The organism is Desulfosporomusa polytropa, assembly GCF_055380075.1.
The window spans coordinates 3229853-3246388 of record NZ_AP042400.1 but is presented as its reverse complement, the minus strand read 5'-3'; the positions used below and the strand labels follow the sequence as shown (position 1 = coordinate 3246388).

6 protein-coding genes are annotated in these 16536 nt (G+C 45.4%); all 6 read left to right on the top strand.

Going from position 1 to position 16536, the window contains the following annotated elements; genetic code table 11:
• Positions 1 to 2: 2 nt before the first annotated feature.
• The 6 genes from ACZ449_RS16985 to ACZ449_RS16960 all read left to right on the top strand — a co-directional run bounded on the left by ACZ449_RS16985 (position 3) and on the right by ACZ449_RS16960 (position 16529).
• Entirely contained in the window at positions 3 to 8795 is an 8793-nt protein-coding gene (locus tag ACZ449_RS16985; protein ID WP_464257248.1) for an amino acid adenylation domain-containing protein, read from the top strand.
• 22 nt (positions 8796 to 8817) lie between these two features.
• Entirely contained in the window at positions 8818 to 9975 is a 1158-nt protein-coding gene (locus ACZ449_RS16980) for an ABC transporter substrate binding protein (RefSeq protein WP_464257247.1), read from the top strand.
• Between the two features lie 66 nt (positions 9976 to 10041).
• On the top strand, positions 10042 to 12465 hold the full coding sequence (locus ACZ449_RS16975; RefSeq protein WP_464257246.1) for an MFS transporter: 2424 nt from the start codon (positions 10042 to 10044) through the stop codon (positions 12463 to 12465).
• 83 nt (positions 12466 to 12548) lie between these two features.
• Entirely contained in the window at positions 12549 to 14444 is a 1896-nt protein-coding gene (locus ACZ449_RS16970; protein ID WP_464257245.1) for a hypothetical protein, read from the top strand.
• Between the two features lie 7 nt (positions 14445 to 14451).
• Positions 14452 to 15852, top strand: coding sequence for a PP2C family protein-serine/threonine phosphatase (locus ACZ449_RS16965; protein ID WP_464257244.1), 1401 nt, complete (start codon positions 14452 to 14454; stop codon positions 15850 to 15852).
• A complete protein-coding gene (locus tag ACZ449_RS16960) occupies positions 15849 to 16529 on the top strand; it encodes a 4'-phosphopantetheinyl transferase family protein (protein WP_464257243.1) in 681 nt (226 codons plus the stop codon). Before ACZ449_RS16965 ends, ACZ449_RS16960 begins: the two co-directional genes overlap by 4 nt.
• Positions 16530 to 16536: the final 7 nt, after the last annotated feature.

Sequence of the window (16536 nt, the reverse complement as noted above, 5' to 3'; positions counted from 1 at the left end):
ATTTGGGAGAAACGAAAATAACTACACTCCACGGTTTATTTGCAGAACAAACTAAAAAAACTCCTAACCAGATTGCGGTAATAGCTGGCTCAGAACAACTGAGTTACCACGAGTTGGAAGTCAGAGCTTCTCAATTGGCCTGGTTATTACAACAACACGGGGTAGGACCTGCTGCTGTTGTTGGGATTATGCTTAGGCGGTCAGTACATATTCTGATTGCCATGCTAGGAATACTTAAAGCCGGGGCTGCTTATCTGCCTGTTGATCCGGATTATCCGGCTCAGAGAATTAACTATATGCTTAAGGACAGCGGGGTGCGACTGCTACTTACAGAACAGGACGTTACTGGAACTCAATTTGCTGGTGAGAAACTTGATATTACAGACGAAACTATCTTTCGGGACATGACCGAAAAGGCTCTTGTTGATGTGCAGCCAGACAATTTGGCTTATTTGATTTATACATCAGGTTCAACAGGCAATCCCAAAGGTGTTATGATTGAGCATCAATCAGTCTGCAATATGATTGCAGGCATGACGGCGCTTATTGATTTTGTCCCAGGTAAGACACTGCTATCATTAGCGCCGATAGCTTTCGATATGTCTGTATTTGAAATTTGGGTTCCGCTCGTAAATGGCGTAACTGTTCTTCTAGGCACTGAACAGGAGCAGCAAAGTGTGGAAGAGTTAAAAGCGCTGTTTGCTACCCACACTATTCAGATAGTGATGATGACTCCCTCACGGCTGCAATTATTAAAAAATACCGGCGAACTGGCTATATTATCACAGACGACTGAGATTATGGTGGGCGGGGAAGCTTTTCCGCCATTGTTGCTGCAAAGTCTTGTTGAGTATACCTGTGCTCGGATTTATAATTTATACGGGCCTACAGAAACCACGGTATGGTCAACAGCTAAAGAACTTACCACAGATTGTGAGATCACGATCGGTCGTCCTTTAGTTAATACCTATGTCTATATTCTGAATGAGAACAGGGAGCTTCAGCCTGAAGGTGTTGCCGGTGAGTTGTGTATCGGCGGGGAAGGGCTGGCAAGGGGATACTGGAATCGTCCGGAACTGACCGCTGAGAAATTTGTCCCCAATCCATTCCGGCCGGGTGAACAGATGTATCATACCGGCGATTTAGCCAAATGGCGTCCAGACGGAGAAATTGATTATTTGGGAAGAGTCGATCAGCAGGTAAAAGTACGGGGTTACCGGATTGAATTGGGGGAAATAGAGACTTTATTAGTTACATATCCGGGTGTTCAAGCAGCAGTGGTTGTTGCGCAGGAAGATCAGACTGGCGACAAATTTCTGTGCGCTTATTTTGTCGCGCCCCAAGAACAGGCTAGTGAACTGCTAAGACAATATCTAGGTCAACAATTACCGGAATATATGGTGCCCTCGTATTTTGTGCGGTTGGAAGCGATTCCATTGACAGCCAATGGAAAAATAGACCGCGCCGCCTTGCCTGTGCCACAAGGCCGGACCGACTTTGCCTCCGGGTACCAGGCGCCAGATACAAATACTGAACAAATCATTGTAAGCATCTGGGCAAAGCTGCTTAGAACCCAATTTATTGGTCGTGATGATAACTTTTTTTCTTTGGGTGGACATTCATTAACAGCCATGTACTTTTTGGCAAAGCTTCATAAGGAAACCGGAATAGCGCTATCATTGAAAGAGTTGTTTGACAATCCTGAAGTCAAGCAATTGGCACGTATTGCTGACACCAAAGGAAAAACTTTTGTAGCACCTATTACTAAAGTTCTGGAAAACCCAATGTATCCGGTATCGCCAGCGCAAAAACGTTTCTTTTTTCTCAATCAGCTGGGGGCCGGCAGTACGGTATACAATGTGCCAATAGCGGTGCGGATTAGTGGCAAGCTGGATAGAACGGTATTTGCAACAGTACTGCGGCAGCTGACAAAGCGGCATGAACTGCTGCGTACCTCCTTTGCACTAGATAATAATGAAGTAAACCAGAAGATGGAACAAGATTGTGTTATTGATTTTCAGCATCTGGATGCAGGACAAGATGAAACCAGATTAGCGACTATACTAGAAAATTTCATTAGGCCGTTTGAATTGGCTAAGGCTCCGTTATTGCGAATGGCACTGGTAAAGACAGGCCTAGATAATTATATTTGGCTTACTGACATGCACCACATTATTACTGATGGAATCTCTGTTCAGCTGCTATTGAAGGAATTCTTTGTGCTATATGCTAGTAGGGTGGGTGAGGTGCCCTATGAACTGAAGGCATTACCGATTCAATTTAAAGATTATGTTCAGTGGCAGCAGGCACAAAAAAAACATAATGATATACAGCAACAGGCGAAGTATTGGCAGGAAATGTTCGCTGCTGCCGTTCCGCTGCTTGATTTGCCGCTGGATTACCCACGACCAGCGATACGGAATTATCAAGGGGAGCAGGTTAGTCAGGTTGTAGACCACGGTTTAGTTAATGCCTTGAACAGTCTTATACATACTTCCGGCGTTACGCTATTTACGATACTTTTCGCAAGTTTTAGCATTCTCTTGGCGAAATATAGCGGACAGCAGGATATTGTTATTGGTACGGCAACTGCAGGCAGACGCCACAGTGATACCCAGAACATGCTCGGTCCTTTTGTTAATACGTTAGCGATCAGGAACTTTCCTGATAGGGAGCAATCATTTTTAGAATTTATAGCTGCGGTACAAGATACACTTTTAGCGGCTTTTGCCAACCAGGATTACCAGTTTGAGGATTTGGTGGAAGAGTTGGCTCTGACACGGGAGGCTAGCCGGAACCCACTGTTTGACGCTTTATTTCTTATGGAAGAAAAACCAACCTGGTTTGTCCCTGGCTTGACTGTCAGTACGTATGATCTAGCGCCCTTTCACAAGGTTTCCATGCTGGACATAACGCTATTGGCTGAATTTAGCGACGAAGAACTGGAACTGAAGGTGCAGTATTCGACAGAACTATTCCGGCGTGAGACCATGGAAAAGTTCATTAGGCATTATATAAAAGTTTTGGAAAGCGTTGTAGCTAACCCGTCAGTCAAGATTGCCAATATAGGCATGCTTACTGAGGCCGAAAAAAGGCAGTTAACATATGAGTTCAATGATACGTACGATGGTGTTTGCTCTTTCCAGACAATTCAGGAATTATTCGAGAATCAAGTCATGGTCACCCCGCAGGCAGCAGCGGTTATCGCGGGAACAACTTGTTTAAGCTACTCAGAACTCAATCGGCAAGCTAACCAGCTAGCCTGCGTGCTACGGCAACAGGGTGTTGGGCCGGATCGTATTGTGGGCCTTATGGTTAGGCGCTCACCGGCAATGCTTATAGCTATTTTGGCTGTTCTTAAAGCCGGGGGGGCCTATTTGCCGCTAGATCCGGATTTCCCTGCCCAACGAATTGGGTTCATGTTGCAAGATAGTGGGGCAGGGCTGCTGATTACGGAAGTCCAACACGTTGCGAGCCATGATTATCAGGTGGAAAGCATTTTTATTGACAAAACTGGCTTATTTGTCGGGACGGGAGAAAATCCAGCGATTATTAATCAGCCTGGAGATTTAGCCTATGTTATTTATACCTCTGGTTCGACGGGTGTGCCCAAAGGGGTCATGCTCGAACATAAGTCGGTACTGAACTTCATTGGTGACATGAGAAAACGGATCGATTTTTCGCCAGGCCAAAGAATCTTGAATTTGACTACAATATCATTTGACATTTTCGTACTGGAAACCCTTGTGCCGCTTTGTGCGGGCGCTACTGTTGTCATCGCTAACGAAGAGGAACAGCATAGTGTTGAGGCACTACGCCAGCTGCTTGTAAAGCAAAAAGTTACGATGGTGCAGTTGACACCTTCCCGGCTCCAAGTGTTGAAAAACGCGGATAGTCTTGACTGTCTTGCACATGTGTCAGATATTTTACTGGGCGGCGAAGCGCTTTCGCCTAGTTTGATCGCGGCACTAGCGACGCAGACCACTGCCAGAATGTACAATATGTATGGTCCGACTGAGACTACGGTCTGGTCGATGGTCAAAGAGCTTACTGATCAGGAAATAACTATTGGACAGCCCATAAGCAATACCCAGATTTATATCTTGGACCCTACTGATCAGTTGCAGCCTATCGGTGTAGCGGGAGAACTCTGTATTGGTGGCCAAGGGCTGGCACGGGGTTACTGGAATCGGCCGGAATTAACAGCCCAGAAGTTCGTGCCAAATCCCTTTCGCCCTGCTGAAAGAATGTATCGAACTGGCGATTTAGCCAAATGGCGGCCAGATGGGGAAGTTGAGTTTTTAGGAAGAATCGATCATCAGGTTAAGGTGCGGGGTTACCGGATTGAATTAGGGGAAATAGAAACCTGCCTGCTGCAGTATCCGGGGATGCAAGAAATCGTTGTAACTGCCAAAGAGGATAAGTCGGGAGATAAGTATCTTTGTGCTTACTTTACAGCAATAGAACAGCAGCAGGTTGCGAAAATCAGAGAATATGTCAGTCAAAAGCTGCCTGACTATATGGTTCCTTCCTATTTTGTCAAGCTTGAAAATCTGCCTTTAACCCCTAATGGGAAAGTTGACCGTAATGCTTTGCCAGAGCCTGAAGTGGATGCCAGTGAAGTTGGCACCCTGCCACAAACAGGTAGCGAATGCCTGCTTACAACTCTGTGGCAGGAACTCCTAGGGGTCAGCCAGATATATACAGAGGATAACTTTTTTGATCTTGGCGGGCATTCGCTCAAAGCCATGAGTTTTTTAGCCAGACTTCATAAGGAGACGGGGATTGAACTTTCCCTAAGACAGTTCTTTACCAGCCCAACGATTAAAGCTACGGCTGAATATCTTATGTCACAGACAGCAGACTTTGATCTGATAACTGTACTACCAGAGCAGCCCTATTATGCACTCTCAGCAGTACAAAAACGCATGTACTTTTTGACGCAGTATGCCGATAATGGTGTAAATTATAACATTCCCTTTACAGTTTCACTAGAAGGCGATCTGGATAGAGAAATGTTTGAAAAAGCCTTGCAGCAGCTAGTAAACAGGCATGAGGTGCTACGAACGTCGTTTGCTGTCATCCAGGGTGAATTGGTGCAAAAAATCCAGCCCACTGCTATTAGTAAGGTGGAATATCAGGATGTATCAGGTAAAAGCGAAGCCGTAGTCCAACAAGAGCTGGCGGCTTTCATTCGTCCATTTGATTTTACGCAAGCGCCGCTTATGCGTAGCAAGCTGCTGGAGTTAGCAACCGGCCAGTATAGTTGGCTTGTTGATATTCATCATAGTATCGCTGATGGTGCTTCGATTGCTATTTTACTCCGGGATTTTGCAAAGTTGTACCAGCTGCAGGGCGACTTGCAATACATATCAGTTTTGCCTGAGCTAAAGGTGCAGTATAAGGATTTTGCAGCCTGGCAAAATCAACGGCTAGCCTCTGATCGGCTGAAATCCCAGCAGCAATATTGGCAGCAGGTATTTGCAGAGGAAGTGCCGGTATTAGCACTGCCGACCGACTACAACAGACCGGAAAATAGGAGCTTTTCCGGGAGGGTTGTAAAGTTTTCCATAGGCTGTGAACTGACTGCTCAAGTAAAGAAATTAGCTAAAACAACAGGCACTACTGATTTTATGGTACTATTAGCCGCCTTTAACGTGTTGTTGTTTAAATACTGTGGACAGGAGGATATCATTGTTGGCACCGTTACATCAGGACGAAGTCACGCCGATATCGAGGATGTTGTCGGGGTGTTTATCAATACACTGGCATTAAGGAGTCAGCCGGCAGGATCTAAGTCTGTTGTTCAGTATTTAGGTGAAATAAAGGATATTGTTTTGGCGGCGTTTGATAATCAAGACTATCAGTTTGAACAATTGGTGGATGAGTTAGCCATTAAACGAGAGGTTGGCCGTAACCCGTTGTTTGATAGTATGTTTCTACTACAAAACAATCCTCAAGTGTGTTATAGTGCCGCTGGTCTTACGATTTCGAACCTCGTGATGGGGGCTGAAGACTATGTTGCACAAATGGATTTGCTACTGGAAGCGGAAGAACAGGGCGGGCAATATGTATTTCGTTTTAACTATGCCACCGAGCTGTTTGCCAGTTCGACTGTTGCGCGGCTGGCAGCGCACTTTAACCAGCTGCTAGAGCAAATAGTTACCAAGCCGCAAGCCAGTTTGTCGGAACTAAAGCTTGTATCAGTCGCAGAAGAAAAGCAGATTCTTACCGAGTTTAATAATCCAGTTATAGCGGCTTCAGCGGTAAGTACTATCCATCAGTTAGTTGAACAGCAGGCAGCTGTGCGACCAGCAGCACCGGCAGTTAGCTATCAGGGAATGAGCATGTCCTATGCAAAACTTAATAACCAAGCTAATTTGCTGGCCCAGGTTCTCCGAGAAAAGGGGGTCGGTCCTAATGTTATTGTCGGCCTATTAGTGGACCGTTCCTTCTCGATGATGGTTGGGATACTCGGCATTTTGAAAGCCGGTGGAGCCTATCTGCCAATTGACCCCAAGTATCCTAAGGCGAGAATTGAATACTTACTGAAAGACAGCAAAGCAAGAATCCTGTTGACTAAAGCGTTGCCGGATATGGTTATAAATTTTGACGGATTGACGATCAATATTACAGATGAGTGTTTTAGCCAAGGCCAAGGCAATAACCCGGCAGTAAGCAGCACTTGTTCGGATTTAGCTTACGTAATCTATACATCAGGTTCGACCGGACTACCGAAAGGGGTTATGATTGAACATCAGTCAGTAATCAATCTGGTGCAGGCGCTTGCTGAACATATTAGCTTTGCAGCAGGTAAGCGGGTAGTGTCGTTGGCGACCTATTCATTCGATATGTCGATACCAGAGTTGTTGCTACCGTTGGCTTTGGGCATGACTGTCGTTATTGCCGGTGAGCGAGAGCAAAATGATATTAATGCTTTTCAAAAGCTACTGGTTGATGAGGCCATTGATATTATGCAAATCACCCCCGCTCGCCTAGCTCTGCTGCATGAAGGCAACAGACTTGATTGCGTAAAAACAGTCGGGGAGCTGATTGTCGGCGCTGAACCGTTTCCCCTTGCGCTTAAGGACAAATTGAGCCAAGCGGGAGAATGTAATGTATATAACATTTATGGTCCGACAGAAACGACGGTGTGGTCGCTGATTAAAAAGGTGAATAGCAGCCAGCCGGTTACGCTGGGCAGGCCGCTTGCCAATACACAGGTGTATATAGTTGACAGATATAATGCGCTGCAGCCGATCGGCGTTGTAGGAGAACTGTGTATTGCCGGTAACGGTCTGGCGCGCGGTTATCTAAACCGTGATGAACTTACCTCTGAAAAATTTGTACCAAATCCGTTTGTACCGGGAACGCGGATGTATCGTACCGGCGATCTGGCTAAATGGACAGAAACCGGGGAAATTCAGTTTATTGGCCGGAAGGATGAACAGGTAAAAATACGCGGCTATCGAATTGAATTGGGAGAAATTCAAACTTGTCTTGCTAACCATCCTGCGGTGAAAACAGCTGTAGTGGTAGATAAAATTGATCGTGCGGGCCTGAAATGTTTGTGCGCCTATTATGTTGCTGCAGGTCACATAACAACAACTGAATTTAGAAATTACCTGAGTCAGTCACTACCTGAGTATATGATTCCTTCTTATTTTGTAAAAATTGAGACAATACCATTGACGCCTAATGGCAAGGTAAACCGCCAGGCTTTGCCATCACCGGAGCAAGGCGGCGCTTGTTCGACACTTTATCAAGAACCACGAAACGAGGTTGAGCGTGATATCGCTACAGCGTGGGAGGCTGTATTGCGAGTGGGGCAGGTTGGGGTGGATGATAACTTTTTTGAGATTGGCGGCGATTCACTTAAGGCCATTCTTGTAGCAGCTAAGCTAGCCGACCTAGGGCGTACCATCGGAGTTGCCGATTTGTTTAAATATCCGACAATTGCCAGCTTGAGTGAGCGGTATAGCCATAGTCAGACTGCATTGCCTGCGGTAATTTCCTCAAGCAGCCGGATTAAGTGGCTGCCTAGCTCAGTGATTGCTCAAGGTGACGGCAGTACTACTAAGCCTAGATTACGTTTATTTTGTCTGGCGTTTGCCGGTGCATCGGCTGCTGTGTACGCTTCTTGGGATAAACACCTGGCTCCAGATATTGAGCTTTGTATGCTTGAATTACCAGGCAGGGGAATACGGTTTCAGGAGTCGCTTCAACATGATTTTGAGATGGTACTTGAAGATATCTATAAGTCGACTGAACCATGGCTGAATGGCGTGCCTTATGCTATTTTCGGGCACAGTCTTGGTGCATTATTGGGGTATGAATTGGTGTGTAAACTTACAGCTGCAGGCTGTCCGCCACCAGTACACCTCTTTTTATCAGGTACCGTGACCCCGGAAAAACTCCAGCAGCAAGGCGTCAGCCAGTTGTCTGATACTGAGTTGAAAAAATTAATTAATTGGCAGGAAGACCGGCTGGGGCAGGATGCCGCCGCTAACGATATGTGGCAAACTGCGTTACCGGTTTTGCGGGCTGATTATAGCTTAATAGACTCCTACGGGGCAAGAACTTCGCGGAGTCAGCAAGAAAAACTACCCTGCGATATCACTATATTGAACGGAACAGCCGAAGGTTATGAGGCGGTGTCTGGTGCTGACGAGTGGCAGCAGTATACACAGGGACTGTGCACTATGGTGAAAATCACTGGTGGGCATATGTTTGTCAGAGAACAGGCAGATAAAGTGGCTAAGATAGTCACCAACACATTGCTAAAAAAACAGTAAGCATAAGGAGGTAGTACTGAGAATGAAAATGAAGATGAAACATATTGCCGTCATGATGCTAATCACGATGGTCTGCAGTATGGTATGGGCAACAGCTGCAGATGATTCCATATCTTCCAACCCTAATACCAACAACGGTCAGAAATGGCGTATTGGCTATTACGAAGCAGGCAACTATTCCAGTTACACAATTGTTTTTGGCAATATTATTAAAGCCTTAAATAAAATGGGCTGGCTTGAAGGTGTGGAGGACTGTCCCTTTAATAGTGATTCCCGTACTATGTGGAAATGGCTTGCGGCACGTAATACCGGAAAGTATATTCAGTTTGTTGACGACGGATTTTATAGTTTTAATAACAATGAAGGTGCGCGGCCGGAAATCAGGGAAAACCTGCTAGCGCGGCTAAGTCAGAAAAAAGATATTGATTTAATGCTTGCTATGGGTACTGCTGCCGGACAGGATTTGGCTACTGATTCACATTCTGTTCCAGTTATGGTCTTTTCTACTACTGACGCCGTTAAAGCCAAGATTGTGCAGTCAAATGAGGATTCAGGTCGTGATCATGTGTGGGCCCATTGCGAGCCAGATCGTTACAAACGGCAGATAGAACTGTTTCATGATATTTTCAACTTCAAAAAACTGGGGATTGTCTATGAAAATACCCCTACTGGCAGAGCACTAGCTGTTGTGGATGATATTGAGGCAGTTGCTAAAGAGCAAGGATTTGAGGTTGTTGCAGAATATTTTAATGAAAATATAGCCGATCCAGATGCATACCATCAGGCATTAAGTCAGGCCTATGACAAAGTTGCCGAGCAAGCTGACGCCATATACATTACTTCACGTACTAAGCTGCGCGAGGATCGTTTACCAGAAGTGGTAGCGCCAATTATTAAGAAAAAGATACCGACTTTTTCCTTTACAGCCAGGTATGTTCCAAATGGTGCTTTAATGGCAGTATCTATTGCAAATTTTGAAATTGTCGGAGCTTTCGATGCGGAAGCTATTGCTAAGGTGCTCAATGGCGCTAAGCCGCGCAGTGTCAACCAGGCGTTTATAACACCACCAAGTATTACTCTTAATTTACAAGTTGCTGATATGATTGGATATGCTCCGCCGTTTACTATTCTTCTTACTGCCGACCAAGTGTATCAAGAAATTCAACATAATCGACTGTAGTTGGCACAGAGTTAGTGCTGTAGGAGAATAGTGTGGTAATTATCAGGGAATAAGGAGCGGGTAGATATGCTGTACAAAAGACCAAAGCGGCTTATTTTGTTGGCGGCGGCTGTGCTGGTATTGATTACGATAGGATTTGGGTGTTTATTAAATATCGCTTCATTTAAGAAAGGGTATAGCGAATCGTTGGCAGCAGGCTATAAAGTGATAGCACTCCAGGGCCATAGAAATATTGAGTATTCGGTGCGCTATGGAAAGCCGCTCAATAACTTTTTAGGTATGACGGAAATATTGGACAGTATGAAAACCAGTATTCCCGAGGTTGCTGAAGTGCGTGTAGCCCAGGCAGATGGGCAGATTCTCTATAAAAATGGCGTTAAAGAAAAAATTAAGGACGAAGTACTTTCTGCCACGGTGATGAATGATTTCAATGTACATCAGGCGAAACAGGATCGCGATTTTTTCGTAACCCATGAACAGGATAAGTATCATGTTGTTGTGCCTATCAGGGATAAGCAGGGAAGTTATATTGGCGGCCTGGACATGGTTTTCCCGGAAATAGTGTTTCAAGCGCATATGGACCCGTATATTTGGAAACTTGTTGCGATTATGGCGATGATTGTTGTTCTGACAATCGTTTGCACTGAAATCGGTTTGCAAAAAATGAGTGTCATTAGTAGTGCCGGACATATTGAAAAGAAACGGCTGCTTGCGGTAATCTGTGTATGTTTTGGAGTAGCTCAATTAGTCTATGGTGTCTATAGTGTGAGTTTGTTTAAGACTGCCTATGAGGGAATGGTAGTGCGCAATCTCCAGCTTGTTGCCCACAGTCTGGCGGAAGATATTAATCATGTAACCACCAAGGGCATATCCTTTGACAGGCTAGTTGGTCTTGAAGACTATATGCGGAATGTAATCAGTACAGTGCCTGAACTGGATAATATGTACATTACTGATTCCCATGGACAGGTATCTTATAAAACGTCAGTAAATGATTTGGCTCTTTCAGAAAATGATAAGCAGCATAAAGCTGATATTATCCTAAATAAAGACAAGCAAGGAACAGAACGTACCTTATCCCTCCTTCCTTCAGGTGCCTATATTCAAGGAAAAGTGAATAATATCATTTTGGATATGGCCACAGTCGGTGCTATTGCCTTTTTTCTGATGTATGAATTAGTTAACTTGTTTACCATGGCCATTAAACGTAAGCTGCAAGGCGATGAAGGCGAGCAGGATGATGGTTCCAGTATTTTGCAGTTTATTCGTCCGGTTACCTTTCTGATGTTTATTGGTACAGATATGTCCTTGTCCTTTGTTCCGCTGCATATGAAGAATTTATATAATGCAGGAATGGGGTTATCACCGAAGGTTGCCATGGGTATTCCCATAACCGGTGAAATGTTGTTTGCCGGGATTACCACAGTTATTGCCGGCATTATTATTGATAAAAAAGGCTGGCGCTTGCCGTTTAGGATTGGGATAGGGGTTCTTTCGGCAGGAGCGATACTGTCAGGCTTGGCGCAGAATGCGTATCTATTTGTAGTGGCGCGGTGCGTTGTTGGGGTAGGTTATGGATTAGCCTGGATGGCCTTGCGCGGTTATATTGCCAAGTGTCCCTGGAAGTCAGGCAAGGCGATTGGTTTTTCCCAGTTTAGTGCTGGCATTCTAGCTGGCAGTGCTTGCGGGTGTGCGTTTGGTGCTATGCTGGCAGAACGAATTGGCTATTCAAGTGTGTTTTTTTGTGGAGTAGCTCTATTTGCTGCTACTGCCTGGCTGGCGACGTTATATTTGACTGACTTGAAGCTGCCAGGTGCTAGCGCACCTGCTGCTTTGCAACCGCCGCAGACAACAGGGGCTGTTGCAAAGATGGGTAAATTCCTCGCTAACCCCGATATAGTAGCTTCTTTCTTCTTATATATTGTTCCCGCCACTATTTGTACTGTCGGGTTTATCAATTACTTTCTTCCGGTATATTTTGGCGAAATTGGAGTATCTACAGCCAACACGGGCCGGGCGTATATTTTGTACGGAATATGTATTATCTACTTTGGCCCCTGGGCAGGTAAGTATATTGCTAAACACCGCGGTGAAGCCAACTATGTAATACTGGCAGGAGCCATGGTAGCGTTGGGACTGATTGGATTTTCCTGGATTTCCGGCTTCTCAGGCTTGGTAGCAGTATTGTTTATGTTGCTTATTATTGGGATATCCGAGAGCTTTGGCGCTCTTGCGGTAAATACCTTCTATCTTAATCTTGATGCTACCAAGGAATATGGGGAAGGTAAGGCGCTGGCGTTATCCGGACTAATCAGGAAAATTGGACAAGCTTTGGGACCTGTTGTTTTCGGGAGTGCCACGGTAGCCGCAGGCGCCAATGGTGTGCAGTTTGTTGGTATGGGCTATCTGGTGCTGTTGGCAGGATTTATCTACTGCGTTTTTCTTGCGAAGAAACATAAAGTACAGCGTGATGCAGGGCTGGGCGGCTAGCCTTACCCCGTCTGCCTGTACCGATACATTTTTATAATGCAAATCCAGAAATCGTATTGATGAGAAGGGAGGTAAAAAGTAACATGAAGCAAAATAACAGACTTCGATTGGTGCTAATTACGGTGTCGATTCTTTTAATAATCATAGCTTTGAGTTTCAGCGGCTGGATCACGATAGTTACCTTTCAGAAAAACTATGTTGACTCGCTAGCGACCAGTTATCAGGTGGCAGCGCAGTCTGCCAAACGTAATATTGAGTATGCAGTGCGCTATGGCAAACCACTGGATCGCTTTAATGGCATGGAACAGCTGTTGCGCTATGTCAAGGATACTGTGCCAGAACTTGAGAATGTCCGGGTTATTCAGCCTAATGGCAAAATTCTCTATGATTTATCTGGCCCGGTAAAAAACCAAACGCTACCGGCTGATATGGTAAGCGAAATCAATTTTGATCCAGGTCTGACAGGTGCACGTTCTTATACCAAGCTATATGCGCAGGAGCATCATTTCTTTATACCACTGCGGAATAAGGCTGGTGATTGGATTGGCACATTAGATCTTAGCGTGAATGAAACTTATATTAAGGATCATGTTGCCCAGTATTCCTGGACGGTTATTCAGGATACCGTGGTTATTGCTATCATTTCATTGAATTTCATGGTATTTTTGCTGTTTGCAGTACCCCTGCTTGATCAGCAGGGGAATATCCGGCGTACAGTACTGATTGCCATTGTTGGCTGTATTTTTGGTTTGGCGCAGATTTCGTACAGCGCGCTTAATATTGGCTTATTTCAAAAGGCGTATATTTCCATGGCCCAGAGTAATATTGAGGTTATGGCCAAAAGTGTCAAAGCCGATGTTGATGGGGTTATTGCTAAAGGAATTCCCTATACCAAGCTGGCAGGACTTGATGAGTATTTGAACCAAATTATTGGCAGTTCGCCAGGCATTGAACGCATTGCTGTAGACACAAGTTCAGGCGAGGTTCGCTATCAAGCCGCTGCCACTCGCGCTGACGAGTATCTTTGGGCTAATGCGGTTGAATACTCGCAAGAACTTATGGCTGATAAGAACGGTGTGACCGGAAAAGTTCAGGTGCAACTGTCGGATTTTTATATCGCTAGCAAGATAAAACATATTTTAACAGATTCCATTATCATCGCTGTGGTATTTTTTCTATTAGTGTATGAGATGTTTCGGTTTGTGCCCTTTGCGTGGCGCAAGTCCATTCAAACTGACGCCACAAGTACGTCAGCTATCTCCTATCATATCAGGGTGCTTGCGTATTTGTTTTTTCTCGGTGCGGGAATGGCGCTTGCTATTATGCCGACATTGAGTACCTATAGCGAGTGGTCTGCAGCGCTTATTATGCAGCTTTGTGGAACTGCTTTCACGGTTAGTTATGCGGAAAAGTGGGCTAAAAAACAGAGTTGGCACAGGATACTGTACGCCGGAATGGCCATTATCGGCGTAGGGGCTATTTGTGCAGCCAAGTTTTCAGGATTGGTAACAATCCTTTTAACCTGGGGGCTGGTCGGCAGTGGCTACGGCTTAGCATGGCTGGCAATGGAAGCTTACATGGCGACAAGTGAACTGGGTGCGTTAGGCCTGGATCAGCGTACCCTGCATTTTTGGGCCGGAGTGGTAGGAGGCACACTCTGCGGTACAGCGGTGGGCAATTTGCTGGAAAACCGCGGTGGTGTACTCAGCGCAGGTATCGCCATGCTGCTATTGTTTCTAGCGGCGGCGGCTTTTGTATCTAAGATTAAGAGCAATGAAAATTTGCAGACTGGAATAGCAAGCAGCCAACTGGCAACGAACACACGTAAACGATGCATTTGTGCGATAGTTCCTTTGCTAGTCGGGTTAGCGTTTGTTTATGGTAATCTAGCTAATTTTAATATAGTCAGCCTAAGTTATGTGGCAGCATTGATTGCACTTGTGACAATGACGGCAGCTAAGGGTGCGAAAGTGAGGTGAACAGGGTATGGAATTTGTGACACAACTTGTCATTTCGATAGCAAGCACTGCCTGCGTTATGGCGGTCGTAGCCTACGGGGTTATACGGACTAAGTTATTTACTATGATTTTGGCAGATAACGAGCTTTCGTTTCGGAATCAATTGGTGCTCATTTTGCCGTTTGCCGTGTTTTCCGCTTACGGCGCTGTAAATGCTATTCCTGTAGCCGGAGCGTATGTTGCCTTGGCTCATGTTGGCCAGATCGTAGGGGGCTTACTGGCTGGCCCCATTGTTGGTATTGGCGCAGGAACTATCTTATGTGCCTTTCGCTATCTATTCGGCGACTATATTGCCTTGCCAGCAGCGTTGTCATGTATGTTGGCTGGTTTGTTTGCCGGACTCTATCACGAGTGGTACAAGGAGTTTAAAGAGTCCAATGCCGGCAAATTAGATGCTAGGCGAGCGATTATATTTACCGTAATTGTAGAGTTATTTGGATCAGGCTTATCGCTGTTACTGCTGCCTGATTTCCAGAAAGCGCTTAGTATTGAGTTGGCTGGCGCATTACCCATGATGATTGGCAATGCTGGTGCAGTCGGGTTGTTTATCTTTATTATGAATGCATTGCTGGCTGAAAGAAAGACGCTGGCAGTTAAAGAACGGATTGAAAGTGAGCTCCGGGTAGCGCGCGATATCCAGCTTAGTCTGGTTCCTAAAACCTTCCCGGCTCCCCCTGAAGTACCAGGCTTTGAGGTATTTGCCGTTTTGGAACCTGCCAAGGAGGTCGGGGGTGATTTATATGACTTCTTCTTTATTGACGAAGAATGCTTTTGTTTTGTTATTGGCGACGTGTCTGGCAAGGGTATTCCGGCAGCGTTATTTATGTCGGCAACTCGTAGTGTGCTTAAAGCACAGGCTGATAAAGGGACATCTCCAGGCACAATTCTTTACAAGGTAAACAATGAATTGTGCCGCGGCAATGATACCTGTATGTTCGTTACCTTATTTTGTGGTATTTTGAATGTGCGTACAGGCGAAATTACCTATAGTAATGCTGGCCATAATCCGCCGTACATCTACCGCCGTGATGGCAGTATGGAGGAGTTAACTAAGATACAGGGAATGGCTCTTGGTACTATGGAAGATATGCCCTATGGCCAGGAGAAACTGCAACTTCAGGGCGGTGAGTCTTTGGTGCTTTATACAGATGGAGTATCGGAGGCTATGAGTGTAACCTATGAACAGTTCTTAGTTGAACGGTTGCAGGCGTCAGTCACCAATGGCGAGAGCTACGAGCCGAAGAATATTGTAGAGAATATGATGAAGGATGTCAGTGCACACACTGTTGGTGCTGAACAGTCAGACGATATTACCCTGTTGGTTTTGACATACCGTGGGGATTCAGATGCGAAAGAGACAGTGGCATGATAACCGGATTAGTCCTATATGCTGCCCGTACGCCCAATTTGAGTGAGCAGCAAATTTTTCGGTATGCTGCTGCTCTACCGGCAGAACGGCAAAAAAAAATAGCAAGCTACAGACAGCTAAGTGACAAATTGCGCTCATTGACTGCTGGCTTACTGCTCAGGCAAACGCTAAAAAAGTGCTGCAATACTGCTGTCGGCGATACAAACTTGTTGGTTACAGATTACGGCAAACCCTATCTGATGGGTAGGATAAGTATGAACTTCAATCTGTCTCACTCTGGCGATTGGGTGGTTTGTGCTGTTGATAAGCAACCGGTAGGCATTGATATTGAAAAAATAGAAGCACATGTGGACCTGAAATTGGCAGACATGTTTTTTTCCCGGCAGGAGTTTGCGGATATTTGCTCAGTAAACGCGTTGGAACAGCCTGCCCGGTTTTTCCGGATTTGGACACATAAAGAAAGCTATGTGAAGGCAGTAGGGACAGGACTGTACATGCCGCTAAAGTCGTTTACTATCGGCATTTCTGACGATAGTCAGACAGTGCTTGCCGATGAGGATAGACGACTTTGGTTTTTTAAAGAGTATGAAGTGGATAGGGATTATGCGCTCACCGTGTGTGCCGCCCATAACCACTTTCCTCCTATGATAACTATTCAGGATGTGCTCGAAAATTAATAAAGGG